This is a genomic window from Polaribacter aquimarinus, assembly GCF_003129485.1.
Classification (GTDB): Bacteria; Bacteroidota; Bacteroidia; order Flavobacteriales; family Flavobacteriaceae; genus Polaribacter; species Polaribacter aquimarinus.
This window is the reverse complement of sequence record NZ_QFFG01000006.1, coordinates 37,506-61,423: the sequence shown is the minus strand read 5'-3', so window position 1 is coordinate 61,423 and position 23,918 is coordinate 37,506. Positions and strand designations below refer to the sequence as shown.

The 23,918-nt window shown below is 26.7% G+C and carries 24 protein-coding genes and 1 other RNA gene; 5 read left to right on the top strand and 20 right to left on the bottom strand.

Annotated features, from left to right (window positions below):
• Window position 1 precedes the first annotated feature (1 nt).
• The 13 genes from DIS07_RS12725 to DIS07_RS12665 form a co-directional block, all read right to left on the bottom strand.
• Window positions 2-748 carry a glycosyltransferase gene (locus DIS07_RS12725; protein ID WP_109405641.1) on the bottom strand — a complete coding sequence of 249 codons (747 nt, stop codon included), beginning with the start codon at window positions 746-748 and terminating at the stop codon, window positions 2-4.
• A gap of 2 nt (window positions 749-750) precedes the next feature.
• On the bottom strand, window positions 751-1,794 hold the full coding sequence (locus DIS07_RS12720; RefSeq protein ID WP_181374599.1) for a glycosyltransferase family 2 protein: 1,044 nt from the start codon (window positions 1,792-1,794) through the stop codon (window positions 751-753).
• Window positions 1,779-2,657 carry an alpha-1,2-fucosyltransferase gene (locus DIS07_RS12715; RefSeq protein WP_181374598.1) on the bottom strand — a complete coding sequence of 293 codons (879 nt, stop codon included), beginning with the start codon at window positions 2,655-2,657 and terminating at the stop codon, window positions 1,779-1,781. The genes DIS07_RS12720 and DIS07_RS12715 overlap by 16 nt, the downstream gene beginning before the upstream one ends.
• Entirely contained in the window at window positions 2,630-3,319 is a 690-nt protein-coding gene (locus DIS07_RS12710) for an FkbM family methyltransferase (protein WP_181374597.1), read from the bottom strand. The genes DIS07_RS12715 and DIS07_RS12710 overlap by 28 nt, the downstream gene beginning before the upstream one ends.
• A complete protein-coding gene (locus DIS07_RS12705) occupies window positions 3,316-4,278 on the bottom strand; it encodes a glycosyltransferase family 10 domain-containing protein (protein WP_181374596.1) in 963 nt (320 codons plus the stop codon). Before DIS07_RS12705 ends, DIS07_RS12710 begins: the two co-directional genes overlap by 4 nt.
• Window positions 4,275-5,561 carry an ABC transporter ATP-binding protein gene (locus DIS07_RS12700; RefSeq protein ID WP_109405863.1) on the bottom strand — a complete coding sequence of 429 codons (1,287 nt, stop codon included), beginning with the start codon at window positions 5,559-5,561 and terminating at the stop codon, window positions 4,275-4,277. The genes DIS07_RS12705 and DIS07_RS12700 overlap by 4 nt, the downstream gene beginning before the upstream one ends.
• Before the next feature lie 7 nt (window positions 5,562-5,568).
• Window positions 5,569-6,432 carry an ABC transporter permease gene (locus DIS07_RS12695; protein WP_109405636.1) on the bottom strand — a complete coding sequence of 288 codons (864 nt, stop codon included), beginning with the start codon at window positions 6,430-6,432 and terminating at the stop codon, window positions 5,569-5,571.
• An 85-nt stretch (window positions 6,433-6,517) separates the two neighbouring features.
• Window positions 6,518-7,351 (bottom strand): hypothetical protein, encoded by an 834-nt coding sequence (locus DIS07_RS14995; protein WP_146190735.1) that lies wholly within the window; start codon window positions 7,349-7,351, stop codon window positions 6,518-6,520.
• A gap of 466 nt (window positions 7,352-7,817) precedes the next feature.
• Window positions 7,818-8,939 (bottom strand): dTDP-4-amino-4,6-dideoxygalactose transaminase, encoded by a 1,122-nt coding sequence (gene rffA / locus DIS07_RS12685; RefSeq protein ID WP_109405634.1) that lies wholly within the window; start codon window positions 8,937-8,939, stop codon window positions 7,818-7,820.
• Window position 8,940: 1 nt separating this feature from the next.
• Window positions 8,941-10,338, bottom strand: a complete 1,398-nt coding sequence (locus DIS07_RS12680) for an FAD-dependent oxidoreductase (protein ID WP_181374595.1) — start codon at window positions 10,336-10,338, stop codon at window positions 8,941-8,943.
• Window positions 10,331-11,011: a class I SAM-dependent methyltransferase gene (locus DIS07_RS12675; RefSeq protein ID WP_109405632.1), complete on the bottom strand. Its 681-nt coding sequence runs from the start codon at window positions 11,009-11,011 to the stop codon at window positions 10,331-10,333. The genes DIS07_RS12680 and DIS07_RS12675 overlap by 8 nt, the downstream gene beginning before the upstream one ends.
• Window positions 11,011-11,925, bottom strand: a complete 915-nt coding sequence (locus tag DIS07_RS12670; protein ID WP_109405631.1) for a glycosyltransferase family 2 protein — start codon at window positions 11,923-11,925, stop codon at window positions 11,011-11,013. The genes DIS07_RS12675 and DIS07_RS12670 overlap by 1 nt, the downstream gene beginning before the upstream one ends.
• Entirely contained in the window at window positions 11,925-12,605 is a 681-nt protein-coding gene (locus DIS07_RS12665) for a WbqC family protein (RefSeq protein WP_109405630.1), read from the bottom strand. Before DIS07_RS12665 ends, DIS07_RS12670 begins: the two co-directional genes overlap by 1 nt.
• A gap of 198 nt (window positions 12,606-12,803) precedes the next feature.
• Between DIS07_RS12665 and DIS07_RS12660 the strand changes: the two genes are divergently transcribed.
• A complete protein-coding gene (locus DIS07_RS12660; protein WP_394340969.1) occupies window positions 12,804-13,271 on the top strand; it encodes a GNAT family N-acetyltransferase in 468 nt (155 codons plus the stop codon).
• Here DIS07_RS12660 and aroQ read toward each other — a convergent pair.
• Window positions 13,266-13,679 carry a type II 3-dehydroquinate dehydratase gene (gene aroQ, locus DIS07_RS12655; protein WP_109405629.1) on the bottom strand — a complete coding sequence of 138 codons (414 nt, stop codon included), beginning with the start codon at window positions 13,677-13,679 and terminating at the stop codon, window positions 13,266-13,268. The genes DIS07_RS12660 and aroQ overlap by 6 nt on opposite strands.
• Window positions 13,680-13,721: 42 nt before the next feature.
• On the opposite strand from aroQ, the gene xerD reads away from it, so the two are divergent.
• Entirely contained in the window at window positions 13,722-14,618 is an 897-nt protein-coding gene (gene xerD / locus DIS07_RS12650; RefSeq protein WP_109405628.1) for a site-specific tyrosine recombinase XerD, read from the top strand.
• Window positions 14,619-14,663: 45 nt separating this feature from the next.
• Here xerD and rny read toward each other — a convergent pair whose 3' ends face one another.
• The 4 genes from rny to DIS07_RS12630 form a co-directional block, all read right to left on the bottom strand.
• Window positions 14,664-16,229 carry a ribonuclease Y gene (rny, locus tag DIS07_RS12645; RefSeq protein ID WP_109405627.1) on the bottom strand — a complete coding sequence of 522 codons (1,566 nt, stop codon included), beginning with the start codon at window positions 16,227-16,229 and terminating at the stop codon, window positions 14,664-14,666.
• Between the two features lie 49 nt (window positions 16,230-16,278).
• Window positions 16,279-16,385, bottom strand: a non-coding RNA gene (gene ssrS, locus DIS07_RS12640) — 6S RNA.
• A gap of 56 nt (window positions 16,386-16,441) precedes the next feature.
• Window positions 16,442-16,732, bottom strand: a complete 291-nt coding sequence (locus DIS07_RS12635) for a cell division protein ZapA (protein WP_109405626.1) — start codon at window positions 16,730-16,732, stop codon at window positions 16,442-16,444.
• Window positions 16,733-16,745: 13 nt separating this feature from the next.
• The gene (locus DIS07_RS12630) at window positions 16,746-17,036 is read right to left on the bottom strand and encodes a hypothetical protein (protein ID WP_109405625.1); all 291 of its coding nucleotides are present in this window, start codon (window positions 17,034-17,036) and stop codon (window positions 16,746-16,748) included.
• A 148-nt stretch (window positions 17,037-17,184) separates the two neighbouring features.
• Between DIS07_RS12630 and DIS07_RS12625 the strand changes: the two genes are divergently transcribed.
• Together DIS07_RS12625 and DIS07_RS12620 are read left to right on the top strand one after the other, a co-directional pair.
• Window positions 17,185-18,888: a M23 family metallopeptidase gene (locus DIS07_RS12625; protein ID WP_109405624.1), complete on the top strand. Its 1,704-nt coding sequence runs from the start codon at window positions 17,185-17,187 to the stop codon at window positions 18,886-18,888.
• Between the two features lie 66 nt (window positions 18,889-18,954).
• Window positions 18,955-21,348 (top strand): TonB-dependent receptor, encoded by a 2,394-nt coding sequence (locus DIS07_RS12620; protein ID WP_235869143.1) that lies wholly within the window; start codon window positions 18,955-18,957, stop codon window positions 21,346-21,348.
• Window positions 21,349-21,390: 42 nt separating this feature from the next.
• Here the strand turns inward: DIS07_RS12620 and bcp are convergent, their stop codons facing one another.
• Entirely contained in the window at window positions 21,391-21,843 is a 453-nt protein-coding gene (bcp, locus tag DIS07_RS12615; protein WP_109405622.1) for a thioredoxin-dependent thiol peroxidase, read from the bottom strand.
• Window positions 21,844-21,961: 118 nt separating this feature from the next.
• Here bcp and DIS07_RS12610 point away from each other — a divergent pair, with 118 nt between their 5' ends.
• Window positions 21,962-22,615, top strand: a complete 654-nt coding sequence (locus DIS07_RS12610) for an endonuclease III domain-containing protein (protein ID WP_109405621.1) — start codon at window positions 21,962-21,964, stop codon at window positions 22,613-22,615.
• A gap of 532 nt (window positions 22,616-23,147) precedes the next feature.
• On the opposite strand, the gene DIS07_RS12605 is transcribed toward DIS07_RS12610, so the two are convergent.
• Window positions 23,148-23,732, bottom strand: a complete 585-nt coding sequence (locus DIS07_RS12605) for an RNA polymerase sigma factor (RefSeq protein ID WP_181374611.1) — start codon at window positions 23,730-23,732, stop codon at window positions 23,148-23,150.
• Window positions 23,733-23,918: the final 186 nt, after the last annotated feature.

Below are 23,918 nucleotides of genomic sequence, written 5' to 3'. Positions count from 1 at the left end.
GTTACCTTTTGACCAAAATTAAATATATTTTTCTGGAAAACTCTTTGAAATACCTTCTAAAATATTTTTTAGAATAATTAAAAAACAGATAATCTAGTATCACAATCTTTATTTTCTCTAAAAGAACTGGTATGTTTTCTTTCTTATTAATCGCCCAAGAATGATTCCATAAATGAACAGCATAAGTATTTTCATTGATAAATTTCTTATAATCTTTATCTTTATCTTGATAAGTTAAGGGATAAAAATATGAAGAATCAAATAAAATTTCTTTTTCATTTAGGTTAGAATTTAATATTACTTCTTTAAATGTATGAGTAATTACTGGCGGACTGAATTCATCAAAGTTATTTTCATTATAAAAATGTAACATTTTGTTGAAAAAATGATTTTTTTTAACACCTCCAAATAATCCATAAGCAACTCTATTATCAACTTCAAATCCTGAAAAAAAATTATACTGTAATAAATTATCTATTGGTTTTAAAAGTAACATATCAGTATCGATGTATATACCTCCATATTCATAAAGCACTTTAGATCTTACATAATCAGATACAAAAGCGTATTTTTTTTTTCTAAGAGCATTTTTATAAAAAGAGTTTGAAAAAATTTCTGAATTAGTTTCGTTCCATTCAATGATTTTATAATCGGGGCAATATTTTTTCCAAGAATCAAAACACTTTAAAAACATTGAAGGTTTTTGACTTTTTCCAAACCAGCAATAATGTAATATTTTAGGAATCATATTTATCTAGTTTTTATTTTATAAAAAAATACAGATTTTAGAAACAAACCAAATTTCTTTTTAAAACTAAATTTTAACCCATATTCTCTATTTATTTTGTAGTAATTAATAATATCAGAAATCGTATATCTTTCATATTTTGCAAAATAATTTTCTAAAAGCAATTCTTCTAAACCTGATAAAAATATATTAAACTCATCTTTATTAAAATAACTGTTTGATTCATTATTCTTTTTCATTGATTTTATAAATTTTGAAAAAGATTCAACATCCTCTTTAGTTATTCTTTCACTAGATAGTAGTATTTTTTTTAAGATTACCTCTTCTTTCTCTATTATTTTTTTATAAAAACTAGAAATGTACTTAATTTTTACAGCAAAAGATTTTTGATCTTGTTCTTTTTTTCTTTTGTTAGATATTTGTTCTTCATGAACCCTATAATACAATAGTTCTTCTTGCAAATTATAATATTTCCCTTTTGAAGCAAGTGAAACCCATAAATCATAATCTTCAGCAGGTTCCATTATCGAATCATAATGAATATTATATTGTTTTAAAACATTAAATCTTATAGCAACTGTCGGATGAGCTATACAGCAATTACTTAATAACCCTAGTTTAATAGACTCATTATTTTGAGGGAGTTTAACAATTATGTTTTCATCAATCGTTTTATAATTAGAACCACACAAAATGTAGTCTTCATTATTTTCAAGAAATTCTACCTGCTTATGTATTCTATTGGGATGACAAATATCATCAGCATCCATTCTAATAATATATTTACCTTTAGCGTTTTCTAGTCCAATATTAAGAGTTTTAGCTATACCCGAATTATTATTTTTAGTAATTAATCTAATTCTAGAGTCTGAAAAGAGACAAATTATTTTAACAGAATTATCAGAGGAAAAATCGTCAACAATTATAAATTCAAAGTTTTTATAGGTCTGATTTAAAATACTTTCTATCGATTTTTCAATGTACTCTTCAGCATTATAAACAGGCATTAAAACAGAAACTAAAGGCTTTTCTAAATTCTGATCCATGTAGGTGGAATTAAATTTTTTGACTGAGCTTCTAAATCTGGATCTAAAAACCATTGTTTAGGGGCAATTACTTGTTTGTTTTTATTAGAATTTAACCAAGCTCCCCAAAAACTAAAAGAACTATTGGCTATGATATTATGTTTGCATTTACTCATTAAAAACATATCAATCCAGCTCTTATCATCTTTATTGTTATCAATAAATTGTTTTTTAAATTCTAAATCATTAAAGTTTTCTTTAACCCAATCTATATCATCAGAAAAAAAATAGATACAAAAGTTTTTTAATTTATTTTCTGTTATCATTTTTATGGACTCAAGATAATACTCTAAACTGCAAGTACCGTGAACTTTATTGGTTGTTTTGTCATCTACATAATCTCCTCTTCTTATATGAATAGAAATTGATTCTGTGTGCTGTATTTCATCTAAAGTTTTAATATTTTTAAGATCTATTAAATGTTCTGGAAAAGTAAATATTTTTCTTATATAACTTTCATGACCATAAAAATATTTATGACTTTGAAAATATCCTTTTATATATATAGGGGGCTTTAATTTTAGTGCTTTCTGATTAAAATCAAAAGAAGGTTCTATGTATTTTTCTAAAGCTATAAACTTTAAAAAAAAATTATTTAAAAAAGAACTTTTATAAACCTTATAGTTTATATTAAAAATACTTAGACCAAAATCTCTTAAAATGTAGTTGATATCTTTATTATTTGCATCAAAGAAACTGTTGTCAATTAAAATTTTAGAATTATTTTTTTTTGCAATAATACTAGCAAATGCGAACTGAAACATTTGATTTCCTAAACCACCATCTATGTAAATAATTACTTTATTAATTCCCAATTTTCCCAAACAAATTCGTATTGATAACTCAATTTATGTGTTTTAACTAACTTTTTATGAATCAAATTCATTCTTTCCTTTGCATTTTCAAACAAAAAGTCATGAAATTGAACTTGAATATTATTATACATTTTAATATCACCATTAGTTAGAATAGATTCTAACAATTCATATTCTCCACCTTCAATATTAATTTTTATCAAATCAACCTGTTTAATTTTATTTTTTTCTATAAAGTAATTTATAGATCTTAAAGAAACCAATTCGCTATTTACATCATTTAAATAAATTGAAGATGCGTTATTTGATAAACTTATTTCTAATTCATCATCTTTAGACGATAACCCAAAGTTAAAAACCTTTACTTTGTCATTATGAGAAAATCTTTTTTCAATATTTGAATAAAACTTTTTCACAGGTTCAAATATGTATATGCTAGAATTATATTTGCAAAAAATTTTTGACGAAAAATCTCCATTATAGCCTCCTACATCAAAAACTATTGAATTTGAATTTAAGTCGTAATCTAACCTTAATGTTTCATCTCCATTTATTTTAAACCAAGGTTGTACTCTGTTATGCTGAATTAAATCGTTATGGCTTATTTTATTATTACTGTTTTTGTTACTTTTAAAACAGTTTTTTATAAATTTTTTAATTCTTAAAATCATATGCATTTCTTGATCAAATTTTTTATTTTCTTTTGGATTACATGATATTTTGAGGGTTTTGACAGTTCCAATTCATTTTTCAATGTAAACTTTTCTTTTTTTAAATTAGCATCAAAACTATTTAAAATATTAGAAATAAATGGAAAAAATTGATCTCTATGAAGACTCTTTATTTTTTCTTCTATTAAAATCTTTTTTCTGTCTTCGTATAAGTTTTTAAATATACTTTGTTCTATTACCTTAATTGTTTCGTCTATATTATCTATATCTATTTTAACAAATGTTCTATCATCTACATAAGAGCTCAAATTAGGACACCCATAATAAAACACAAAAGTATTTGAATACAAACAATCAAAAAATTTTTCAGTAACATAATCATCGCATGATGTATTTTCTATAGCTATGGAATATTTATATTCAGACAAAGCAGTGCTTTTGTCCTCAAAATCATTAATTCCTCTTCCATATACATCAATTTTATCACCAAAATAAGATTTTATTTTTTTTGTAAATTTCAATCTTTTTCTATGACCCTCTGTAATTGTTTTATCTGAAGATATAATAGATAGTAATTTAGTTTTTTTAGGTTCAATTTTATTATTTAATTCATCAAAACTTTTATTAATAAACCATGGAAGCGCATTTTGAATGAATAATATATTCTTATGCTTTAACTCTCTTTGAACCGTTATTACTGCTCCAAACTGATTTAAAAATTTCTGACTATATTTAGGACTTGTATCTTTTGCTTCTCCTGAAATAAAAATAATATTATTTTTATTACACCTTACAGTTTCTTTTAAAGCCAAATTATAACTTGTATAAATTACCCAAAAATCACATTCTTCAATATCATTGCTTATAATAAATTTATAATCCCCCCAAATCTGGCTATAATTTGGAGTTTGCCTAAAAATTGGAAAATCGTAATTGAAAGTTAATTTAACTATTTTCATAAATCCAATTTTTTCCATTCTGGATTTAGAAAAAACAATCCTGCTGCTTTTGGAAGTTGCCTATTTGTATATTTACCTCCATCAATTATTTCAAAAGTAATTGCGTTTTCTATTGCATCAAAAATTTGATGACCTGATAAATTATTGCACGTCAAGTTGATAGAGTATACGCCTGGAAATAATCTAATATCTTTTATAGAAACAGAAAAAGTTTCTTCTTTTTTTTCTAAGACTAAATCATAATTAGAATCTCTACCCATAATATGGAAAATAGGAAAATCATCTATTGATTTAACTTGAATACCTAAATCGATTTTTGCTTCTGAAGAAGCATTTATTATTGTAAGGTCTATATTTAAATCATCTCCAATTGAGAAATCTTTAGTTTTTTTATTTAGTTGATTTCTTAATTGAATAGATTTAAATTGTATTTCTTTATTTGAAGATGTTTTATTGTTAAGAAAATTAATAAAGTAATTGGTTTGATAGTTTTTTGAAAGATAGGCATCTAAAGCTTCTTCAGTTTTACCTTGAAATTTAACTGTACCATTTTCTAACACTATTACTCTTGAGCATAGGTTTTTAATAGCCGACATATTATGACTAACAAATAACACTGTTCTCCCATCAGAATTTGATATGTTTTGCATTTTACCAATAGCTTTTTTTTGGAATTCTGCATCACCTACAGCTAATACTTCATCAACAATTAAAATATCTGGCTCTAAATGCGCTGCTACAGAAAATGCCAATCGAACAGTCATACCACTTGAATATCTTTTAACAGGAGTATCAATATAACGTTCACAACCTGAAAAACTAACTATTTCATCTAGTTTTGACTGAATTTCTTTTTTGGTCATTCCTAAAATAGCTCCGTTTAAAAAAATATTTTCTCTACCAGTCATCTCGGGATGAAATCCTGTACCAACCTCTAGTAAAGAAGCTATTCGGCCTTTAGATTTAATAAACCCAGTAGTAGGACCAGTAACTTTTGATAAAATTTTAAGTAAAGTAGATTTGCCAGCACCATTTTTACCAATAATACCTAATACTTCCCCTTTATTTACATCAAAATTAATATTTTTTAATGCCCAAACATATTCAGAATTCCCCTTAGAAGATCTATCATTAGATTCTCCTATTTTTAAATAAGGATCGTCTTTACCTCTTACTTTTGCTATAAAACGATTTATATCGTGTGCAATTGTTCCAGTACCAACAACACCTAAACGATATTGTTTAGACAAATTTTCAATTTTTAAAATCGTATTAGTTTCCATATCCATATTAAATAGTGTCAATAAAACTTTTTTCTGTTTTATTAAAAATAATTAAACCTATCAAAAATATTAGTAAGGATATAGATAGCATATAAAAAAGGTCAAAAATTTCTACTTGAGAAGTATTAAAAACTATTCTTCTAAAATTATCAATAATAATAGTCATTGGGTTATATTCTATGAATTTAACTGCCATAGGAAAATTACTCATTTTATCTACAGCTACTTCAACAGGATACATTACTGCTGATAAATACATTAAAAGCTGAACTCCAAAAGAAACCAAATAAGTTAAGTCTCTATATTTTGTTACCATAGAAGATATAATCATACCTAATCCTAAACTTATAACTCCCATAGATATAATCAGGATAGGTAGATATATAATAGATTCAGAAAAGTTAGCGGAAAGGCCATTAGCAACAAAATAAATGTAGAATGATATAAAAATTAATAATTGAATTACAAATTTTGTTAAATTAGAAAATACAGTAGACATTGGCATTATAACTCTTGGAAAATACACCTTACCAAAAATTGCTTCGTTCTTTTTAAAAGTATCTGATGTTTCAGTTAAACAACTTTTAAAATAATTCCAACAAGTAATTCCTGCAAGGTTAAATAAAAAAGGAGGAATTCCGTTAGTAGGTATTGCTGCAATGTTATTAAATATTAAGGTAAAAATAACAGAAGTAAAAAGTGGTTGGATAATATACCATAACGGGCCTAGAACCGTTTGTTTATATTTTGTTACTAAGTCTCTTTTAACAAATAAAAATAATAAATCTTTATATTGCCAAACTTCTTTGAGGTTTATACTAAATAAACTTTTCTTGGGTGTTATTTCGAAAAGCCACTTTTCTTGATTCATTAACTATATAATCTATATTAAACAAATATAATATTTTAAATACATCTTAACATGGTGAAAAATGATTTATTAATATGCATAGCGCTTATATATTTTTAATGATATAAGGGATATTTATTATTATGAGAAAAACTAATTGAGAATTAAAAAAAACAAATTCTAACCATTTTTTATTATTATTTGATTTAAATTTAGAAATATAACCAACAAGTGGAATTGGCAAAAGTATTAAAGTATTAATATACCATCTTGGTTCTACATAACTAAAGGTAATAAAACATAATATTGAGAGATATGAGATGAAAAAAATTAATATTTTGTTCCAAGTTAAAACATTAAACTTTAAGTTACTTTTTATATAAATTATTTTTAAGATTAAGAATATAATAAATAATAAACCTATGAGCCTAGTTATTGGTTTTATCTGATAAAACACATTAAAAGCAAAGTGTTTTAAGGTATTTTTAAAATTAAAAGTTATCGATTCGAAATAAGTTTTAGGTAAAGAATTATCACCATTTATTTTTATATAATCTTCTGTTTGAGACCAACTCATATGTTGCCCAAATTCTAATTCACCTTGTTCGACCTTTAAAGCTGATAAGTATTGTCTTTGAATCCAGTTTACTTTTACAGAAGGTTCAGGTGCTTTAACCGTAAAGGAAAATATTTTTTTTTCTTTTAATGAGGGGTAATTAAAAAAAGACAACAATAATACAGATGTGATTGTAACAATAAAAATGTTTTTCACAAAACGGACTATTATGTATTGTAAACCTTTAGAAAAGTAACATTTATAATGCATATGAAAAAAAACCAACAAAAAAGGGACTAGAAATAAAACTGCCATTTTTCTTACCAAAAACATTAGAGCAAAACAAACACCAATACAAATACTTAATTTAATATTTTTTTTCATCAAGTTTAATTTTTCTAAAAAATAAAAAAGTAGTACTGTAAAAAAATATACTAAAACATCATTATAACCCGTAAAAATTATACTAGAAACCACTAATGAACTTATAGCTGTTATAATAATTAGTCTCTTCTCAAGGTAGGTTAAACTTTTTTTTAAGTTCAAAATTTTTATCAAGAAAACTATACATAGAAAACCAAATATAAGGCTACTCAATTTAAGTGACAGCAACGGATTATCAATAAAATAATTAATAAAACCTGATGACAAATTGAATATTGTAGAATTTCCAAAAGCATTAGCCGAATAGTAACCTTCTTTAATATATAACTCAAATACTTTTAAAAAAGCTGGTTCATCGCCAACAGCGATGTTTCTTAATAAAGTGTTGTTTATTCTCAAGTATGAATAAATTAATAATACTATTGACAGTAGTAAAAAATTTATTGTAGTAATGTTTTTTTGAAGTTTATTCATAAAATTTTATAATGCTATCTTGTATAAATTCAAGTTGACTATTCGATAACTCAAAATATAAAGGGATTCTTATTAATCTATCGGAAAATAAATTTGAGTATTTTAATTCTTCTCTATCATACTTTTTCTTATAAAAATCACTTTTATGAAGACTTTGGTAATGAAATACTGCATATATATTTTCCTTTTTTAAAAAATTTATTAAATCTGATCTTTCACTCGTTGAATTACAAATGAAATAAAACATATGTGCATTATTAGTTGCATAATTATCAATAAAAGGAAGCTTAACTCCAAATTGAGATAGTTGACTAAGTCTTTTATAATATGAATCCCAAATATGAATTCTTTTATTTTGAATTTTTTGAACTCTTTTTAATTGTGCCCACAAAAAAGCTGCATTTAATTCTGAAGGTAAAAAAGAAGATCCAATATCAACCCAACCATACTTATCTACCTCTCCTCTAAAAAAAGCAGATCTGTTTGTTCCTTTTTCCCAAATTACTTCTGCTCTATCAATAAATTGTTTATCATTAATAGCTAACATTCCTCCTTCTCCACACTGAATATTTTTTGTTTCATGAAATGAAAAGGTAGACAAATGACCAAAACTACCTAAAGGTTTTCCTTTATAATAAGAGTTTATTGCTTGGGCTGCATCTTCAACTAAGTAGAGATTATGTTTCTTAACAATGTCTAAAATTGTATTCATTTCACAAGCAACACCTGCATAATGAACTACAACAATTGCTTTAGTTTTTTTAGTTATTAAAGATTCAATTTTTGATTCATCAATATTGGGATTCTCTTTTTTTGAATCTACAAAAACAATTTTTGCACCTCTTAGAACAAATGCATTTGCTGTTGATACAAATGTAAAAGAAGGCATTATAACTTCATCTCCTTTCTTAATGTTAAGTAAAATGGCACACATTTCTAGTGCATCAGTGCAGGATGTAGTTAATAAAGCTTTTTTTATGTTATACTTTTCTTGAAAAAAATCTTGACACTTTTTTGTATAAGAACCATTCCCGGAAATATGACCAAAATCAACCGCTTTTTTAATATACTTTGTTTCTTTGCCTGTAAAATATGGTTTGTTAAAAGGAATCATATTAATCGTTATACTCTTTACCAATGCTTACCATACCTTTAACATCCCATAAATTATGATTAGTGCCTTCTATACAGTTTTTAGCAACTAAAATTCCTGTCTTTACAGAATGATGCATATTGTTCCATTTATACATACCTAACCGACCTATTACTTCTAAATTAGGAAACTTACTAACTTCTTGTTTTAATATTTTTATTATTTCTTCATATCCTTTAAAATATACTGGGTAAGCTTTTTCTAATTTTACAATTTTATATGAAACTTTAATTTCTTTAGAAATTACTTTTAACTTAATTAAATCATTAATAGCAATTTTATATATTTCTTCATCTGATGCATTCCAAATTTCTTCTTTATTAAAGCAATTATATTCTAATGAAACTGGTACATATTGACTAGAATTCATTTTACAATCATAGTTTGCATAATTAGTTGCTCTTAAGGCTTTTACATTTGGGTCATGAATATCTATCCATTGATTTTTAAAACTAATTGGAATAGTAGATTCTATATTTAATAAGCATAACACCAGATTTCTATAAACTAATTTATCTAAAAGAGAATTAATGAATGTGTTTTTATTATTTAGAAATTTTAATGTAGTTTCTATTGGTATTGAAGATATTATAGTTTTTGACAGAATTTGTTTTCCTGATTCGGTTTTAACTAAATATTCTTTTTGTTTTTTATTCAATTCTATCGAAACAATTTTGTCAGCTTTTAAAATTTCACATTTTTTATGTAAAATAATTTCTTTTTCGATTGCATTTATTATAGTTTGAGAACCTTTTTCTGGATAATCAAAAGATTTTATTATAAAATCATTATCTCTTGTTAATGATTTATAAATCATCTTAGATAGCGATGATTTTATTCTCTGACCTGCCCAATTAGATGTTACTTCTTCACAAGGTAAACCCCAAATTTTTTCATTATAAACTTTAAAAAAACGTTCGTAAAGTTCTTTACCAAAATTAAAAACCACCCAATCTTTACTAGTCTTAGGTGCTTTATTTCTGTTTTTAATTTTACTCATAAAAAAAGAATAAAAAATTTTTACTGTTGTAAAAATTCCAAGCTGTTTAAGTGTATTGCTAACTTGTAATGGAGATTTTATATATTTACTGTTATAAAATATACTATTACTCCTTTTTCTAGTCTGTAACTTATCTCCTACTAAGTTTTTCCAAAACTTTACAACTTCTTTATCTTTATTAAAATAAATATGAGGACCGATGTCAAAAATAGAATCACCAATACTAAATGTTCTAGATAAACCTCCAAGCTCTTTTTCTTTTTCTATTAAAATACTTTTAACATCATTTTTACTTAACTCTAAAGCACAAGATAAACCAGCATAACCTCCTCCGATAACTACAACTTCATATTTATTCATTATTATTTTTAAAGTATTTTTTAAACGGTTTACTATCAAATTCTTTCTCCATTTCTTTGGCATTATAAACAGTTATTGTAAATTCATACAAAGGGTAATTGTTATCTAATACTACAAATCTAGAATGTTTTTTTAGACAATAATTAAAAACTTCTGTTGGGTCTAAATAAAATAATTCTGGTGCTTGGAAAGTTCCGTTTGTTGTTAAAAAGTTAAATGAAATAGCTTTATTACAAAGTTCAAACATTTTATCTATCATTTTAAAACAAAATTCTTTCCACTCTTTTCGGTCTGTTTTTCCCGGTAAATTAAAAACACCACTAAGTACTAAATAATCGTATTTAATACTATCATCTATTTTAAGAATATCTTGATTAAATATTTTAATGTCTTTATATTTTTCTTTGCCATAATTTACCATTTCGGGAACTATTTCTGTACCAGAATAAATGAAGTTTTTTAGGTTAATACTTTTAAAATATTTATACATATCACAAATACCGCAACCAATATCATGTATAGTATTTTCTTGTTCTAACCTAAAAAACTTAATTAATCTTGAAAATCTTAAATACTGTGTTTCTAAATTGTTTTGGAAAGTGCCTTCTGGTGTTCCTAAGTTTTCTAAAAAATTTTCCCGATAAGCTTCTATTTGTTTTTTTATTATACTCATTAAAAATTTAATTTTCTTTTTACATGATAAAAAGGTCTAGACTTTACCTCTATATAAATATTTGCTAAATATCTTCCAATAAAGCCTAATATAAAAATTGTAAGTCCACCAAAGAATAAAATTGACAATAAAATAGATGTATAACCAACTGGAATGTTACTCGTTATAAAATAATTAACTATAAAATAGATAGAAACAAAAATTGTTAAAATAAATGTACAGAAACCAAAGAAAATCATTGCATTTAAAGGATAAGTAGTTAAATCTATTACTAAATCTACCATTAAATTTAATCTTTTTACAAGATTATAATTACTTTTTCCATTGTATCTTTTAGAGTTCTCAATTTTTAAAATAGAGTAATTTGATGTTGTATTTTTTAAAATACCTGCTACAGTTCTACTATTCTCTGAATATTCTTTATAAGAGTTTACAATTTTTTTTGTGAATGCTTTCATCATTAGTTGATTCTTTACAATATCAACTTTAAATATTTCTGTAACAAAAAACCAAAATAAATAAGAGGATACTTTAGTTTTTAAGTTATTTCTGTTTTTTGAAACTGTATAAACAAGATCAAACCCTTTATTTATTTCTTTTATTAATAGAGGTATAGCATTGGGCGGATTTTGCAAATCTCCATCCATAATTATAACTATTTCTCCTTTTGTGTTATTTATTCCAACACTCATAGCAATTTGTTGTCCAAAATTCTTAGATAAGCTTATTAATTTAATTCTTTTATTAATATTACATAATTGCTCTATAATCGTTTCAGTATTATCAGTACTAAAATCATTCACCAAAATTATCTCATACTTATAATTGGTAGGAATATTTGTTTCTAATTTATCAACTAATGGTAAAATAATTTCACTATCATTATAACAAGTAACTACAATAGAAATATCCATTATAAAAAGTTTTTTGCATTTTCTCCTTCATTAAAAATCAAATCTAAAATAGTTACATTGTGGTTAAAGCTTCCATGTAATTGATGATATGGTTTGTATTTACTATAATCCATCCATTTTAAATCTATTTTTTCTTTTTTAAATAATTCTTTATCAATATAGTTCTTGGCAGCAGGACCTGAAATATAAGATTTAGCATTAAGTTGCTTACAAATGTTTATAATTTTTTCAGATTTGTTACCTACCAAATTTAAATCTTTAGAAAAAGTTATTTTGGTATCAATTTCAAGAATTTTACAAATAACATTTATAAAGCTATAATTAATCATACTTAAATTTACTTCAGTATTATTAAGATATAATGCTTCAATAAAAGTAGAATACTGATTGAAAAAAGGTGCTTTAGAATAGTTTTGTTTTAAAGTTTTCCAATGTTTCTTTTTCCATAAAACGTTGGTGGTTTTAGTCTCATTAATTTTTTGCCCGAAATGACCACTATGCTTTATTGGTATAGTAATCCACTCAACACCATTAATAGTTTTAATCATATTTCTATTTCTCCAATCATTTTTTGTGTACTGCATTTCATCATAAATAACAAACTCATCTACTGATTTTATTAAATCAAAATATCCTTTCCAAGGTATATAATTAGATTGTGAAATAGCTATTAATTTCATTAAATGTTGTTTAAAACAAATATAATTTTTTTTATTTGTTTTTCTATTTATTGCAATAGCAATTTTAGGTTACATAAAGAACTTTATATTTTTAACGAGGGAAGAGATACTACAATTTTAATATCTTTACAAACTTAATAAAAAAGTCTGAAAAGCTTTTAAAAATACTATAAAAACAATTAATGTAAAGGATTTATATTGAAAAAAATTAAACTTAATATTATTTCATTTGAAAAAAAATACGCATCTCATTTTTACAATCTAAATGTAGAATGGTTAAAAAAATATTTTTACGTAGAACCATATGATGAAAAGGTATTAAGTAATCCAAAAAAATATGTTTTAGAACCTGGTGGATTTATTTTTTTTGCAAAGTACAATAATGAAATTGCAGGTGTTGTATCTTTAATCAATCAAAAAACATTTTTTGAATTAAGTAAAATGGCAGTTTCTCCTAAATATCAGGGTTTAGGAATTGGTTTAGAATTAATGAATTTCTGTATCGAATTTGCTAAAACTAAAGGCTGGAAAAGTATTACATTATACTCTCATAGAAAACTAGTTGCCGCCATTAATCTATATAGTAAGCTAGGTTTTAAAGAAATTCCTTTAGAAGAAAACTCTCATTATGAGCGTTCAGATATTAAAATGCGTTTAGAATTATAAAAAACTTTGAATTGCCAATTCATACCCTTTTAAACCAAAACCGAAAATAACTCCTTTTGCCGAAGGAGCTATGTAAGAATGGTGTCTAAATTCCTCACGGGCATGAACATTTGAAATATGCAACTCAACAACTGGAGTTGTAATTCCTTTTACTGCATCTCCAATACCAACAGAAGTATGCGTATATGCTGCAGCGTTTAGTATAATTCCATTATAATCAAAACCAACTTCGTGTAATTTATCTATAATTTCACCTTCTATATTAGATTGATAATAAGACAATTCTATAGTTGGAAATTTTAATTGCAAAGTTTTAAAAAAATCCTCAAATGTTTCTGAACCATAGATTTCTGGTTCTCTTTTGCCTAAAAGGTTTAAGTTTGGTCCGTTTATAATAATTAGTTTCATGAAAATATTAAAAGTTGTAAATATATGCTTTATTTTTAGCAAATGAAATGGCAAAATGCAATTAGAGACTACCAAATATACTTAAAGATCGAAAGAGGACTTTCTAAAAACACAATTCAAAGTTATACTAATGATTTAGATAAACTGATTTTATTTCTTAAGGATAATATTATTAACATCTCTCCAATTACCATTGATAATGATATTATTCAAAAGTTTATTTATGATGTTGCAAAAAAGCTGAACACTAGAAGCCAAGCAAGAATAATTTCTGGTCTACGAAGTTTTTTTGATTACTTAATTTTTGAAGATTATAGGCAGTCAAATCCAATGGATTTAATTGAAACTCCAAAAATTGGAAGAAAACTTCCAGACATTTTATCTGAAAAAGAAATTGACGAACTTATTTCATCTGTAGATTTAAGTCATCCTCAAGGAGAGAGAAATAGAACCATACTAGAGACAATGTATAGCTGTGGCTTAAGAGTTAGTGAACTTATATCTTTAAAAATTTCTGATTTATTTTTTGATGAAGGTTTTATAAGGGTTATAGGTAAAGGAAACAAACAGCGTTTTATTCCAATACATTACAAGGCACAGAAATACATTTTATTCTATATTAAAGATGTTAGAAAACACACAGTAATTAAAAAAGGTTATGATGATGTTTTATTTTTAAATAGACGAGGTAAAAATTTAACTAGACAAATGGTTTTTACAATTCTCAAAAACTTATCAATAAAAATTGGGCTAAAGAAAAAAATAAGTCCGCATACATTTAGGCACTCTTTTGCTACACATTTATTAAAAAATGGTGCTGATTTAAGAGCAATACAGCAAATGTTAGGTCATGAAAGCATTACCACCACAGAGGTTTATGTTCATTTGGATAATAGTTATTTAAAAGAAATTGTCGAAACTTATCATCCAAGAAAATAAAAAATCCCGCTAATGCGGGATTCTTAATATTATAAAACGCCTATTTTATTTAGCTACATTTACAGCTCTTGTTTCTCTAATAACTGTTACTTTTACTTGACCGGGGTAGGTCATGTCATTTTGTATTTTTTGAGAAATTCCAAAAGATAATTCAGCTGCTTTAGCATCGTTTACTTTTGTACTTTCAACCATAACTCGCAATTCACGTCCAGCTTGTATTGCATATGCTTTCTGGACTCCATTAAAACCAAACGCTATATTTTCTAGATCTTTTAAACGCTGAATATATGAATCTAAAACTTGACGTCTTGCTCCAGGTCTTGCTCCAGAAATAGCATCACAAACTTGGACAATCGGAGAAATTAAGCTCTTCATTTCTATTTCATCATGGTGTGCTCCAATGGCATTACAAACATCTGGTTTTTCACCATACTTTTCGGCCCACTGCATTCCTAGAAGTGCATGTGGCAATTCACTTTCCGTATCGGGTACTTTACCAATATCATGTAATAAACCTGCGCGCTTTGCAACTTTAGAATTTAAGCCCATTTCTGCTGCCATAATTCCACAAAGATTCGCAACTTCTCGAGAGTGTTGTAATAAATTCTGTCCATAAGAAGAACGATATTTCATTCTACCAACAGTTTTTATCAATTCTGGATGCAATCCATGAATACCCAAATCAATAACTGTTCTTTTACCAACTTCTATAATTTCTTGTGTAATTTGTTTTTCAGTTTTTTTAACAACTTCTTCTATTCTCGCAGGATGAATTCTACCATCTGTTACCAATTTATGCATTGATAAACGAGCAATTTCTCTGCGAACAGGATCAAAACAAGATAAAATAATTGCTTCAGGAGTGTCATCAACAATAATCTCTACACCTGTTGCAGATTCTAGGGCTCTAATATTACGACCTTCTCTTCCAATAATTCTACCTTTAACATCATCAGATTCTAAATTAAAAACAGAGACACAATTCTCAACAGCTTGTTCAACTCCTACTCTTTGTATAGTTCCTAAAACAACTTTTCTAGCTTCTTGCTCTGCAGTTAATTTAGCTTCTTCTATAGAAGTTTGAACAAAAGCCATTGCTTCTGTTTTAGCTTCATCTTTTAAAGAAGAAACCAACTCTTTTTTTGCTTCATCTGCAGATAATCCAGAAATTTGTTCCAACATATCTACATGACGTTTGTGCATTTTTTCAAGCTCAGATTCTTTTTTATCTAAAAAATCTAGTTTGTTATTGTAATCATTTTCTTTATGCTCTAGAGATTTATTTAAACGTTTAGTTTTATCAACTTCAGATGCAATTTGAGATTCTCTATCCCTAATACGTTTTTCAACATCAGACATCTTTTTTTCTCTTGCAAGAATTACTTTTTCATGCTCTGCTTTTAACTCAATAAATTTTTCTTTAGCTTGAAGTATTTTATCTTTTTTAATTGATTCAGCATCAATTTTTGCTTCTTTTATGATTGCAGCAGCTTCTTTTCTTGTGCTACTAAGTATTTTTTTTCCTGTTGCTTTTTGTAATGCTTTTGCAATAATAAAACCAATCGCAATACCTAAAACTCCCACAGCAATGGGAAGTATCATTCCATCCATAATTTTAGTTTAATATATAAAAAAAAGCCTACGTTAGTGTGGTTTATATAAACTCCATTATTACAGGTTTAGGACTAACTAGCTGATCAAGTATCCGTTCTAGACGGCTCGCTTTAGCAACTAAGACTTATCCTTTATAATAGATTCTCGTTGAGTTTATCAAACAAATTACTAACGTAGGCAGTGTGTTGTTAATGTTTATTTTAAAGAACTTATTTTAAACATGAATTAACTATTTTGGTTAATTCTTTTATTTTATTTACTACTTCTCTATTTGTGGAATCTTTTTCAATTGATGATATCTCTACTTTAGACGCAAACTGTAATGCACACATAGCTAAAACATCCTGTTTGTCGCTAACTGCATAGTTTTGCTCATACATAGAAATTAATTTATTAATAGAATTTGCCGCTTTTCTCATACCTTCTTCTTCTTTTGTGTTATTTACACTTAATGGATAAGTTCTACCAGCTATTACGATATTAATTTTTAATTTTCCCACATTTTAAAGAACTTTATTTATGTAACTGAAAGATACATTTATCGATTTCTCGAATTAAAGCATTTATTTTGAGTTTTGTATCTTTTGTATTTGTACTACTGCCTTCTATAGTTTTTGCAACTCTTAACAAATCATATTGTTTTTTTTGCTCTGCAAACAGTTGCTCTTTTTCCTTGAGTTGATGCTGTAATAATGTTATATTTTGAAGCAATATTTCATTTTCATTCTTTAAAAACTCATAATTAGAAAGTAAGTTTTGTAACCTATCTTCCAATAAATGAATTGCTTCTGTTATATTACTCATCTCAGTTATAAGAATAAAACTATATCTACAAAGTTAACATTCTGTTTTAATTTTTACAACATTTTATCACTTTTTTACTAAACCTCTGAAAAATAGCCAATTACTTAAAAAATCATTTTTACTATTTTTACAGTAAAATAATTGCATTTTGAAACAAGCATTTTTAATATTTTTTTTTTTATTTACAATTCTTAACTTTTCTCAAGATAAATATCCTAAAAACTATTTCAGAAACCCTTTAGATATACCAACTATTCTAGCTGGTACTTTCGGTGAATTAAGGTCCAACCATTTTCATTCAGGCATAGATATTAAAACACAAGGTAAAGAAGGTCTTAAAGTTTATGCGGCGGCGGATGGATATATATCTAGAATAAAAGTATCGCAATATGGTTTTGGAAAAGCTCTTTACATTACCCACCCCAATGGATATACTACTGTATATGCCCACCTAAGAAAGTATGCTAATAAAATTGAACAATATGTAAAAGCAATTCAATACAAGAGAGAAAATTATGCTACTGGTAATTTATTTTTTAAAGAAGATAGATTTCCTGTAAAACTAGGTGAGCTAATTGCTTTTTCGGGTGATACAGGTAGCTCGGGTGGACCTCATTTACATTATGAAATAAGAGATACAAAAACAGAGTTTGTTATTAATCCGTTGCTTTTTGGGTTAGAACCTGAAGATTCTAAATCACCTGTTATCCAATCTTTAAAAGTATATGCGTTAAACAACTCATCAAGAATTAATAATCAAAATAAAAGTTTTATTCTTCCTCTAAAAAACATAGAAAAGGGAAAATACATTACAGATAAAATAAGAGCTTCTGGTATGATAGGTTTTGGTGTAAGTGTTTTTGATAGGTTAAATTTAGCACCTAATAAAAACGGAATTTTTAGTTTAGAAATGTATGTAAATGGTAAACGTTTTTATTATCATGATTTAGAAACCTTTTCTTTTGCAGAAAGTAAATTTATTAATTTACATATAGATTATCAGTACTATAAAAAATATAAAAGAAAATATCAAAAAACATATAAAGAGACTACAAATAAGCTTTCTACATATGAGAAACTAATTAATAATGGTAAAATAAATATAAGACAAGGGTTAAACTATACTGTTAAAATTATAGCTAAAGATATTAAGGGAAATACGAGTACTGTTTACATTCCGATTGTTGGTGAAAAGAATAATCCTATCTTTTCGAAAACAAAAGACACTTCAGGATACAAAATCAATACAAAAAAGTTTAACAAGTTTACAATAAAAAATGTTACAGTAGCTTTTCCTAAAAAAACATTTTATAAAGATATTTATCTAGATTTTAAAGTAAAAAATGGGATCGCAAAAATTCATACACCTACAGTTCCTTTAGATAAAAGTTTTACATTAACTTTTAACGTTAAAAATTACTCCGAAATTGAAAAACAACAACTATACATTGCAAATATAGAGCAGCCTAAATACCCTACTTATCAGTATACAAGAAAAAAAGACAGTATTTTTTATACTACAACAAAAACTTTAGGAAACTACTCTTTGGTTTCAGATACTATAAAACCTAGAATAAAGCTATTGTTTTTTAAAGATAAGCAATGGATTACCAAGCATAAAACCCTAAAAGTAAAGATATCTGATATAGGTTCTGGAATTAAAAATTGGAGAGCAACTATCGACGGAAAATGGATTTTGATGCAGTATAATCATAAAAAAAAGATACTTACTCATAATTTTAGTGATAAAAAATTGGTTGGTAGCAAACATATCTTTAAAATTGTAGTCTCGGACAATGTAGGAAATACGAATACGCTTTCTACAACGTTTTTTAAGAAACAAGCAAATTAATTCATTTACGTGAAAAAAATCTTTCTATTTATATTTTTATTTCCTCTTTTTGCTTTTGCGCAAAAAATGACAGTTTTAAAAGGAACTATAAAAAATAAAAACAAACAGCCTATAGAAGGCGTTTCGATAAAATATAACAATACAGGGACAATAACAGACAAGAATGGTAGATATTCTATTAAAATTCCTTTTAAAAAAGAGATTACTCTAGTTTTTAGACATATTTCTTATAGAACTGTATCAAAAAAATTCACTGCAAAAAGTAGAAATGGAGTTCGATTCTCTATTACTCTAGCTTCAAAAACAGAAGAGTTAAATGAAATTGTAATAAAAGATAATTCTAAAAATGCACAAGGTGTTATAAAAATTGATACTAAAAAAATTAAAAATGTAATTGGTGCTAATGCCGGCGTAGAAAACATTTTAATGACTTTACCTGGTGTTAACAATAATAACGAACTTAGTACTCAATACAATGTAAGAGGCGGTAATTTTGATGAAAACTTAGTTTATGTTAACGGAATTGAAGTGTATAGACCTTTTTTAGTTAGATCTGGTCAGCAAGAGGGTTTTAGTTTCATCAATCCTCATATGGTACAAAATATTAATTTTTCAGCGGGTGGGTTTCAAGCTAAGTATGGAGATAAACTGTCTTCTGTTTTAGACATCACCTATAGAAAACCAAAAGAGGTTGGCACCATGATTGACCTCAGTTTCTTGGGAGGTAGTGCTACTTTTGAAAGTCCTTTTTTCGATAAAAAATTAAGTACAATAACTAGTTTTAGGTATAGAGATAATAGTTTATTTGTAAATAGTAAGCAAATAGAAACAAATTTTAAACCAATTTTTGCAGATTTCCAAACATTTCTACAATATGACGCTTCTGATTATTTAAGCTTTAAATTTTTTGGTAACTTTTCTCTAAATGATTATAACTATCAACCGTTATCAAGAAGAACTCGTTTTGGAACCGTTGCAGACCCTTTAGAATTAATTGTTTTTTACAGTGGAGAAGAAAAAGATAAATTTTTAACATTAACTGGAGCTTTTTCAACTGAATATGAAGTTAATGATTTTTTGACTTTAACAGGAACTGTATCAAGATATAATACACAAGAAGAAGAACATTTTGATATTGCTGCAACTTATAATTTAGGTGAAGTTGATTCTAATATTGGTTCTGAAAATTTTGGCGAAGTAGAATTTTCTCAAGGTATTGGCTCTCAGCTAAACCATGCCCGAAACGATTTAGATGCATTATATACAAATGCACAAATAAGAGCTAATTATAAAATTGATGATATACAAATTGATTTTGGTGTTAAGTATCAAAAAGAAGATGTTAGAGATAGAATTCGAGAATGGGAAATTATTGATTCAGTAGGTTTCTCCATCAGACCTCCAAATCACGCAATAAAAAATAACCAACCTTATGAACCTTTTGAAGGGGAAATAGTTCCTTTTCAAAATATTAGACAAGATAACAGTGTTCAAATAAATAGAATTTCGGGTTTTGCACAATTTTCTGAAAAATTATTTTGGAGTAGCAATGAAATTTGGTATAACATTGGGGTAAGATCTCAATATTGGACAGTAAGTAAAAATGGGCTCTCATCTGAAGGACAATTTACTTTTAGTCCAAGAGCACAATTTGCTATAAAACCTAATTGGTTTAAAGACATGTTATTTAGAGCTTCTGGTGGTTGGTATTCTCAACCTCCCTCCTATAGAGAATTAAGAAATTTTAATGGAGAAATAAATTTAAATTTAAAAGCACAAAAGTCAATTCACTTAGTTGTTGGGATGGATTATAGTTTTAAAATGTGGGGAAGACCTTTTAAATTTGTTCTAGAGGCCTATCATAAAGATTTAAAAAATGTAAATTCTTATACTTTAGAAAATGTTCGTATTCGTTACAGAGCCGACAATAATACAACTGCTTATGCAAATGGAATAGATTTAAGATTAAATGGAGAATTTATTCCTGGTAGCGATAGTTGGATAAGTTTAGGGTATTTAAAAACAGAAGAGAACATAGATAAGAGAGGTAATATTTCTAGGCCTTCAGATCAGAGAATTAAATTGGGGATTTTATTTCAAGATTATGTACCAACAATACCTAATTTAAAAGCGTACCTAAATTTAGTTTACAACACTGGAGTTCCAGGAGGATCTCCTTCATATGCTGATGTTTATCAATTCCAAGATCGTCTTAGAGATTATAAAAGAGCAGATTTAGGTCTTTCATATGTTTTTACTGACGCCAATAAAAGATATGAATCTGGATGGCTTTCAAAATTTAAAGAATTAACTTTTGGCCTTGAGCTTTTTAATATGTTTGACATTCAGAACTCCATAACAAATACATGGGTAAGAGATGCTTACTCCAAAAGACAATTTGGAATACCTAATTTTATGACTGGTAGAGTGCTTAATTTTAAAATTGGAATGAAGTTATAAAAAAGAGTTGACAAAATCTCAAATTTGATATTTTTATAATTTTTAGTTTAATATCTGAGCAGTGTGTGCTTTTGTTTTTACTTTGGTAATTACATCTTCAATGATTCCCTTTTCATCAATAACAAAAGTCGTTCTGTGTATTCCATCATATTCACGTCCCATAAATTTCTTTGGCCCCCAAACATCAAAAGCTTCTATAACCGTTTTGTCCTCATCTGCTAAAAGTGAGAAAGGTAATTCGTGTTTATTAATCCAGTTTTGTTGTCTTTTGGCAGAATCTGCGCTTACACCTAACACATCATATCCTTTTGTTAAAAAAGTTTGATAATTATCTCTTAAATCGCAAGCTTCTGCTGTACAACCAGGTGTACTTGCTTTTGGGTAAAAGAAAAGAACTAACTTTTTACCAGTGTAATCAGATAATTTAACCGTATTTCCAGCATTATCTTTAGCTTCAAATTGTGGAGCTTTATCTCCTATTTTTAATGATGTCATTTGTTATTTTTAGTTTCAAAGATACAAAGCAACACTCTAAATTTTTAAACGCAAAGTAAATTTTAATTCTAATTTAACTTTAAAACTTTGTAACTTGCCAACTTTGCAACTTATTAAAATGACCAAACAAGAAAAAGTTCAATTTGTAATTGATACGCTTCAAGAATATTATCCTGAAATTCCGATTCCTTTAGACCATAAAGATCCTTACACACTTTTAATAGCTGTTTTATTATCTGCACAGTGTACGGATGTTCGTGTAAATCAAATTACACCTTTATTATTTGCAAAAGCGGATAATCCTTTTGATATGGTTAAAATGACTGTTGAAGAAATTAAGGAAATTATTCGTCCTTGTGGATTATCACCAATGAAAAGTAAAGGAATTTATGGTTTATCAAAAATTCTAATTGAAAAATATAATGGCGAAGTTCCTCAATCTTTTGAAGGTTTAGAAGAATTACCCGCTGTTGGTCATAAAACAGCAAGTGTAGTAATGAGTCAAGCGTTTGGAGTTCCTGCTTTTCCTGTAGATACTCATATTCACAGGTTGATGTACAGATGGAATTTAACCAACGGAAAAAACGTACAACAAACTGAAAAAGATGCAAAACGTTTATTTCCAAGAGAATTATGGAACGATTTACACTTACAAATTATTTGGTATGGTCGTGAATACTCCCCTGCTCGTGGTTGGGATTTAGAAAAGGATATTATTACCAAAACTATTGGAAGAAAATCGGTTTTAGACGAGTATTATAGAGGAAGGTAAGGATTGTTATTAGTGGGAATTATGAAGTGAGAAGTCTGAAGTATGAAGTTGGAAGTTGGAGGCAAAAAAAAGAATTGAACCTTTAAATTATCTACTAAATTTTAATTTTCTTAATGTTGGCAAATACTTGCGTTAGGGATTGAAGTGGAAATCCTTTTTTATGTCAGTTCGAGTGAATTTGTAAAATTATCGAAATCAAAATTTATTTTGACTGAAGATAGCAAGAGAAAACTAATAAAAAAGATTGCAACGTAAAGCCTGACCTTTAGGGAACGCCAAAAAAAATAATCCATAAAAAAAGCCTCAACAATGTTGAAGCTTTTTCCACTCTTAATTCAAATTCAATTCAATGAAGTCTTCTGATTTGGTTTTTACAATAGTTAGCGACTTGGAAAAATTAATCAAAAATTGAACTGTTTCTTGTTTGGGTTGCATCTGAATTTCAGATGACTTTTTTGAGTAAAGTTGCATCATATATTCTATTTTAATATCTTGGTTATAAAATAGTAACGATGACTTTTAAACTTTATTGTTAGTTAACTAAAATTATTTTATGTTTTTCTATTAATTTACGCATATTTATGAGTGCATAACGCATTCTACCCAGAGCTGTATTAATACTTACACCGGTATTTTCGCTTATTTCTTTGAAGCTCATATCTTTATACATTCTCATTACCAAAACTTCTTTTTGTTCTTGTGGCAACTCATTGACAAGCTCTCTAACATCACTATGTATTTGTTCTTGAATTATTTGTTTTTCGGCATTTAAGCTACCATCACCTAAAACTGAAAAGATATCAAACTCATCTGTATTTTTAAAAGAAGGCATTCTATTTGATTTTCTAAAATGATCAATTACCAAATTATGAGCTATTCTCATAACCCAAGGTAAAAATTTACCTTCTTCATTGTAATTTCCTCTTTTTAAAGTTCTAATAACTTTTATAAAAGTATCTTGAAAAATATCTTCTGTAATGTCTCTATCTTGAACTTTACTATAAATAAAGCTAAACAATCTTTGTTGATGTCTTTGTATTAAAACACCTAAAGCGGCTTCTTTTCCTTGTATATATTCACTAATTAAAGTGCTGTCTGAAATTGAATTTTTACGCATCATAACTACCTTTTAGAAGATTAAGTGACTCTTCCTATTTATTATTTTATTAATAATTTATAAAGTAGTTTTCAAGTATATGCGTCTTATTTTGTGGTTATTATGAATGCCAAATATGAATATTATTTTTCAATTCAACAAATATTTTAACAAAAATCATTTTATAATCTTTTTAAATTGATTCAA